Source organism: Hydrogenophaga sp., from assembly GCF_041633695.1.
Classification (GTDB): Bacteria; Pseudomonadota; Gammaproteobacteria; order Burkholderiales; family Burkholderiaceae_C; genus Hydrogenophaga.
On the sequence record NZ_JBFJMY010000207.1, the window covers coordinates 1 to 7,146 of the forward strand.

General features: G+C 64.5%; 6 protein-coding genes and 1 pseudogene. 1 reads left to right on the forward strand and 6 read right to left on the reverse strand.

All coding sequences use genetic code 11. The annotated features are described in order from the left end of the window. Positions 1-45: 45 nt before the first annotated feature. Entirely contained in the window at positions 46-1,530 is a 1,485-nt protein-coding gene (locus tag ABYB95_RS13445) for an amino acid permease (protein ID WP_372659070.1), read from the reverse strand. A 174-nt stretch (positions 1,531-1,704) separates the two neighbouring features. Between ABYB95_RS13445 and ABYB95_RS13450 the strand changes: the two genes are divergently transcribed. Then, positions 1,705-2,673, forward strand: a complete 969-nt coding sequence (locus ABYB95_RS13450; protein WP_372659071.1) for a helix-turn-helix domain-containing protein — start codon at positions 1,705-1,707, stop codon at positions 2,671-2,673. Positions 2,674-2,691: 18 nt separating this feature from the next. Here ABYB95_RS13450 and ABYB95_RS13455 read toward each other — a convergent pair whose 3' ends face one another. From ABYB95_RS13455 to ABYB95_RS13475, 5 genes and pseudogenes are all read right to left on the reverse strand, one after another. Then, complete coding sequence (locus tag ABYB95_RS13455; RefSeq protein ID WP_372659072.1) at positions 2,692-3,561, reverse strand: ABC transporter permease; 870 nt, start codon at positions 3,559-3,561, stop codon at positions 2,692-2,694. Continuing rightward, a complete protein-coding gene (locus ABYB95_RS13460) occupies positions 3,558-4,427 on the reverse strand; it encodes an ABC transporter permease (RefSeq protein ID WP_372659073.1) in 870 nt (289 codons plus the stop codon). The genes ABYB95_RS13455 and ABYB95_RS13460 overlap by 4 nt, the downstream gene beginning before the upstream one ends. A 136-nt stretch (positions 4,428-4,563) precedes the next feature. Next, positions 4,564-5,673 (reverse strand): ABC transporter ATP-binding protein, encoded by a 1,110-nt coding sequence (locus tag ABYB95_RS13465; RefSeq protein WP_372659074.1) that lies wholly within the window; start codon positions 5,671-5,673, stop codon positions 4,564-4,566. A 53-nt stretch (positions 5,674-5,726) separates the two neighbouring features. After that, entirely contained in the window at positions 5,727-6,779 is a 1,053-nt protein-coding gene (locus ABYB95_RS13470) for an extracellular solute-binding protein (protein ID WP_372659075.1), read from the reverse strand. Positions 6,780-6,944: 165 nt separating this feature from the next. Further along, a pseudogene (locus ABYB95_RS13475) lies at positions 6,945-7,146 on the reverse strand (hypothetical protein); the annotation flags it as partial.

A 7,146-nucleotide genomic window follows, 5' to 3' on the forward strand; every position in this document is an offset into this window, starting at 1 on the left:
ACTGCCGGAGATGGAGTTGCCTAAGACCTGGTGACGTTACACCCCTCAAGCTTTCCTGCCACCTTGCTCGGTCATTTGCATCGCAAACTCTTCCTCCGGCGACAAGATGAGCCGGTTGCGACCGATCAGCGCGAAGTAGGCAATGCCGATCGCAAACCAGATCGCCACCCACACCACGCCGGTGCGGTAGGTCGGGTCGCTGAGCTGGAAGTACAGCGTCACCACGGCGATCAGCACCGTGAGCGCGGCACCCGGCACACCGAGCGGGCTGCGGTAAGGGCGCTCCATGTTCGGCATCTTGCTGCGCAGCCGGATGAAGGACAGCGCCTGCATGATGTAAGAGAACATGGCGCCAAACACCGCCATGTTGAGCAAGGTGCCACCGATCACCGCCGCGCCCTTGTCGGCACCAAGCGAGAACCACAACACAAACATCACCGCCAGCGCCACCACCGAGCCCAGCATCATGGCCAGATGCGGCGTCTTGCGGCTGCCGTGGGTGACCGACAGCACCGATGGGAAATACCCGGCCCGGCTGAGCGAATAAATTTGCCGCCCTTTGGCGAAGATGATGGTGTGAAAACTGGCCACCAGCCCCAGCACCGCCACCAGCGCCAGCACCTTGGCAATGCCGTCGCCGTAAATGGCCTTGAAACCATCCAGCAAAGGTTCGCCCGAGGTGCCCAAGGCGTGTGAACCAATGCCCACGATGGAAGGGTTGATCCACAACACCATGAAGGCCGAAAAAATCAGCGTGAAGATGCCCGCCAGAATGCCGCGCGGCATGTCGCGCTGGGGATCGACCGATTCTTCGGCCGCCAGCGGCAACTGCTCGATGGCCAGGAACAGCCACACCGCAAACGGCATGGACGCCAGGATGCCGGTGACGCCCAGCGGCAGCAGCGGGCCATTGCCCTCGGGCAGCACGGCACCGCCCTCGCCCACGTTCATGGCCCAGCGGTTGAAGTCCAGGTGGCCCACCGAGCTGACCCAGAACACGACCAGACACGACAAGGCCAGCAAGGTAATCACCAGCGTGACCTTGAACGACAGTTCCACGCCCACGATGTTCAGCCCGACGAAGAACACGTAAAAACCGATCCACCACAGCGGCAGATAAGCGTCCGGGGTTTCAAAGATGCCGCCCATGTAGCTGCTGATGAAATACACAATCACCGCCGGGGTGAGCACGTATTCCACGTTTTCGGACAAGCCGGTGAGAAAGCCGCCCCACGGCCCCATGGCGGTGCGCGCAAACGAATACGCACCGCCCGTGTGCGGCAGAGCGGGTGACATTTCGGCCAGCGAAAAGGTCAGCCCCAGGTACATGATGGCAATGACGATGGTGGCAAACAGCATGCTGCCCCAGCCGTTGGCCAGGCCCAGGTTCCAGCCCGAGAAGTGCCCCGAAATCACCGCCCCCACACCCAGTGCCCAGAGCGACCACACTCCGGCGTAGCGCCGCAAGCCGCGCTTTTCAAAATAGCTGCGATCGACCTTGGTGTACGTGACGCCTGAATGCTCCGACATGGAAAACTCCTTGTGCAAAATGGAAAGGACGCTCAAGACCCGGTGAACTGCGACCGATTCTGTAGAGGCAGGGCACGCCCGGCTATCCGGTTTCGGAAAGCCGCTTGACCGCTCATCGGCCCGGGGCAAACCCTCTGGTGCAGCCGGGCATGTTTTTTGCAGAATCGTGGGCTTATGTCCCACCATCCCAAATCGGCAAGCACCGGCCCGGCCCTACCGGCCCTGCTGGACGCCGCCTACGCGGATGTGGACGAGCAGGCCGCTGCGCTCAACGGCTGGAACCAGTCGTATATGCAGTTGTGCGCGGGCGGCTTTCAGGGCGACATACGCCAGCTCGATCTGGACGGCGTGCGCGTCTTTCGCGAAGGCCTGAAGACCTCGGTCTACCAGACCGGCTCTCTGGCCAGCGGCACGCTGGCCCTGGGTGTGCCCCTGGCCAGCAGTGGGCCGGGCCTGTTCTGTGGCAAGCCTTGTGGGCTGGACACGCTGCACGTGTTCTCGGGCAGCTCGGGCTTTGAATTCCGCACCGCCAGCGAACACGTGATGCTGGGCGTCGAACTGGCACCCGAGCTGGCGCATTCGGTGCACCCGCGGGGTGAAGACGGCCCGGCGTTCCCGGGCGGCGCCGGCATCCACCGCGCCGACCCGGTGGCCTTGGTCGAACTGCGGCAGTTTCTGGTGCTGTTGTTTGAAGCGCTGCATTTCACGCCCAGCTTGCTGGCCTTGCCCACGCTGCGCGCCGGCATGGTCGACGCTTTGCTGGAAAAGGTGACCGCCTTGCATGCGCAAGCCGCAGATGCGGGCGAGCAGCCGCTGGGCCACTGGCACATGGTGCGAGAGGCCCAGCGCCTGGTCGGTGACGACCTCGCACAACCGCCCACCATCGCCGAGCTGTGTGGCCATCTGGGCGTGAGTCGGCGCACGCTGCAAAGCGGTTTTCACAGGGTGCTGGGCATCAGCCCGCTGAGCTATTTGCGCGTGGCCCGCCTGGGTGCTGCGCGCAAGTCGCTCAAAAGCGCCGCCTCGGTGACCGACGCCGCCACCCAACACGGGTTCTGGCACTTCGGGCATTTCGCCAAGGACTACCAGGACATGTTTGGCGAACTGCCTTCCCAGACCTTGCGGCGCCACCGCGGCCACTAGGCCACGGCCGGGAGCTGTTCAAGGCCCGGCGGCTTGCCTCGACTGGCCACTGCCCCGCAGCAAGAGCAAGGCCAGCACCGCAGACGCCACCATCAGAAACAGGCTCACCGCATTCAGCACCGGTGTGGCGCCCTCGCGCATGCGGCTGTACATGAGGATGGTGAGTGGCGAGTCGGAGCCCACCAGCATCAAGGTGGTGTTGAAGTTTTCGAAGCTCATCAAAAACGCCATCGCCGCCGCGCCGATCATGCTCGGGCGCAGATACGGCAGGGTCACGGTCCACAACACCGCCGCGCGGCTCGCGCCCAGGTTCAGCGCCGCCTCTTCCAGCGTGCGGTCGAAACGGCGCAAGCTGGCCGACACCGTGAGGGTGGCGATGGTGACGATGTAGCTGAACTGGCCCAGCACCACCAGCGGCAAACCGGGGCGCAGAAACTCCAGTTCCAGGCCCCAGGTGTCGTCGGCGAAGTTGGCGATGCGGCTGGCAAAGGCCAGGATGGAGATGCCCAGGATCACACCCGGGATCACCAGCGGCAACATGCTCAGCACCGCGATCAGGCCCTTGCCGGGAAATTCGAAACGCTCCAGCAAGAAGGCGTTGCAGGTGCCCACGCCAACCGAGAGCACCGTGACCCACAGCGCCACCCAGGTGCTCACGGCCATGCTTTGCAACAGCTCGGCATCGAACAGCAGGCCGGTGCGGGCATCGCTCTGCGCCAGAAACCAGTCGAGCGTGAAACCCATCCAGGGCGGCGTGGGGTGTTCGGCGTTGTTGAAGGCGAACACCGCCACCACCAGCAGCGGCACAAACAGGAAAACGAAGAAGCCCAGCACAAAGGCCGCAAGGCCGAAGCGCTGGATGGCGGGGCGCGGCAGGCTTGGGATCACGATTTCATGGCCGAGCCAAAGCGCTGCCCGGTCAGGCGCAGCCCGGCCCACACCAGCGCGCTGGAGAGGAACAACAACAGAAAGCCAAAGGCCGCGCCCTGGTTCCAGTTGAAGCGGGTGATGAACTGGGTGTAGATCTGCTCGGTGAACCACTGCGAATTTTTGCCACCGAGCAAAGTGGGTGTGAGGTAATTGCCCAGGCAGAGCATGAAGACCACGATGCAGCCGGCCGCGATGCCGGGCGCGGCGTGCGGGATGACGATGCGGCGCACGATGTTGGCGGTCGACCCGCCGAGGTCGTAGGCGGCTTCGATCAGGCTGTCGTCCAGGCTCTCCAGGCTGTTGACCAGCGGGATCACCATGAACAGCAGCGAGGCGTAGACCAGGCCCACCAGAATGGTGGCGTCGTGGTACAGCAGCTCCACCGGTTGGTCGGCCAAGCCCACGGCTTGCAACAGGCTGGACACCACACCGGTTTCGCGCAGCAGTATCAACCAGCCCAAAGTGCGCACCATCTCACTGACCCAGAACGGCAACAGGCACAGGATCAGCAACGCGGTCTTGGCGCGGCCCCGCGCCACCTTGGCAATCATCCAGGCCGTGGGAAAGGCCAGCAACAGCGTGAGCGCCGTGGCCAGCACCGACAAGGTGGCCGTGCGCACATAGGTGTTCCAGTACAGGGGCTCGTCCACAAAGGTGCGGTACTGGTCGGCGCTGAAAGCGTATTCACCCGGCCCCACCCGCGCCTGCAGCGAGAGCAGCAACAGCTCCACATGCGGCAGGATCACCAGCCCCGCCAGCCACAACAGCGCCGGGGCCAGCAACAAGCCCAGCATCCAGCGGCGGGTGGTGGCAACGGAACTCACGTCCAAGGCTCCTCGGTGCCGCGCACGCCGGGAACCACCCGAGAGACACCGTCGGCCCGGCTTTGCCGGGCGGCTGGTGTCGCCCCCTTGCGGGGGGATGCGTCCACACGCAGTGGGTAAGCGACGGGGGTGGGTGTCATTTTTCAAAACACCAGGCCTGTGCGGGCTGGTAGGCAAAGTGCACCGTGTCGCCCGCCCGCAGATCGGCCAGGCGGCCCGTGAGCGGCAAGGCGATGTGCAGCGGCGTCTGGCTACCCGTCTCCAGCACCTGCACGGTGGAGTTGCCGCCGTCGAACAACACGCTTTGCACGCGCGCGCTCCAGGCCGGTTGGCCGGGTGGCAGTTCGTTCGGGAGCCGACCGATCTCGATCGCTTCGGGGCGAATGAAGAGCAGCGCCGCCTGCCCAAGGTCTACCGTGCCCACGCGCTGCGCCCACAGCGACAGGCCGCTGGCCGTGCGCAGCAGCACCTGCTCGCCGTTGCGGGATTCGATGCGGCCCTCGAACCGGTTGTTGTTGCCCACAAAGCCCGCCACAAACGCGGTCTGCGGCTGGTAGTAGAGCTGCTGCGGGCTGCCCACTTGTTCGAAGCGGCCGTGGTTCATCACCGCCACCTGGTCGGACATGACCAAGGCTTCCGACTGGTCGTGCGTGATGTAGACGAAGGTGGTGCCCACCTCGGCCTGCAATTGTTTGAGCTCCACTTTCATGTGCTCGCGCAGTTTCAGATCGAGCGCGCCCAGGGGTTCGTCGAGCAGCAGCAGGGCGGGCTCCAACACCAGCGAGCGGGCGATGGCCACGCGCTGCTTTTGCCCACCCGAGAGCTGGTCGATGCGTTTGTCTTCGCTGCCGGGCAAGCCCACGCGGCGCAGCATATCGACCACTTTGCCCTGCGCTGCCGCGCGTTTGAGGCCACGCCGCTCCAGCCCGTAGGCGATGTTCTCGCCCACGCTCATCATGGGAAACAGCGCCAGGTGCTGGAACACCATGTTGACCGGCCGCCGGTTGGGCGCCACGTTGTGCATGGACGCGCCCTTGATGCGGATGTCGCCGCTGTCGGGCACGATGAAGCCCGCCACCATGCGCAACAAGGTCGTCTTGCCACAGCCCGAGGGGCCGAGAATGGAAAAGAACGAGCCTTGGCGCACCTGGAAGCTCAGGTCGTCGACCGCTGCAAAAGCGCCGTAGCGCTTTTGCAGATGCTGGATGTCCAGGTCGGCCTGACCGGCGTTAACGGCGTGACCCATGCTCCCGCCGGGGGTGGCGCTGGTGGCAGTGGCCTGCATCGCCACCACCGGGTTTATGGCGCGGCCTTGACGCGGTCGAGCACCCGGCCTTCGATGTCTTCAATGCCGGCGGGCACGGCGGGGTACCACTTGATGTTTTGCAACGCGGCATCGGGGAAGCTGTCGGCAAACTGCTGCTTGAGCGTGGCGTCCATCAACTTGTCGGCGCCTTTGCTGGCGGTGAAGTTGCCGGCCGAGCTGGCCACCTTGGCCGCGATCTCGGGCCGCATATTGAAGTTGATCCAGGCGTAGGCGGCGGCGTCGTTCTTGCCTTTGGCGGGAATGGCAAAGGTGTCGACCCAGCCCAGGGCGCCCGATTTTGGCGCCACGAACTTCACGTCGGCGTTGTCCTTGTTCAACTGCCAGCCCCCGGTGTCCCACATCATGGCCGTGGTCAGTTCACCCGAACGGATGCCGGCCAGCAACTGGTCCTTGCCGTCCCAGTAGAACTTGACGTTCTTCTTGCACTCGATCAGTTTCTTGCCCATGTCGTCCATGAGAGCGCCATAGGCCTTGGGGTTGTTGTACAGCGCAAACGGATCCTTGCCGCTGGCGAAGGCAAAAGCGATCAGCGTCGGGCGCTTGAGGCGCATGCTGACCTTGCCCGCGTTCTCCGCCGCACACAGGTCGGTGTAGTCCATGGCCTTGGAGGTCTTGGTGTTCACCACCAGGCCGTCGGTGCCCCAGATGTGCGGCAGACCATAGACCTTGCCCTTGACCGTGGTGTTTTTCTTGGTCGCGTCCAGCATGGACGGAATGAACTGCGCCGCCTGCACCTTGCTCAGGTCCATGGCTTTGTAGATGCGGAATTCGGTCTGCGGCCCGGCGATGCGGTCCTGGCTGGGCTGGGCCAGATCGAAACCGGCACCGGCGGTGGCGCGCAGTTTGGAGATCATCTCTTCGTTGTTGGACGTGGTCACCTCCACGTTGTAGCCGGTCTCTTTGGTGAACTGCTCCACCACCTCTTTGGGCGCATAACCCCCCCAGGTGAGCAGGCGCAGGGTCTTGTCTTGCGCGTGGGCGCTGCCCGCGACCGCGATCAGGGCGGCGAGCACGATACGGGTCATCTGGTGTCTCATGGAAAGCTCGCTTTCGTTGTTGAAGTGACAGAGTGCCCGCAGGACGGTCCACGGGACGGCGCCGGGCTCGCAGCATCGCAGAATCCGGCAAAGCCCAGAATAAGTCAAGCTTGTTAAAAATCCGTGACAGCGCGCCCGGTGCGGCGCGGGCGCTCAGGGCTCGGTGCGCAGGCTGTGCATGCCCAGGTGGTGCATGCATTCGCGCAGGATCAGCACAAGGGCGTCGCCCGTCGGATCGTCAAAGCCGCCGCCGCGCGCCGAGGGCGCGCCCATGGCGCGGCCCGCCAGCAGCTGGTACGCGTGCTCCACGCCATCCAGAGTCAGCGGTCCTTGCGCCCGCCCAGGGGTTGCAGCC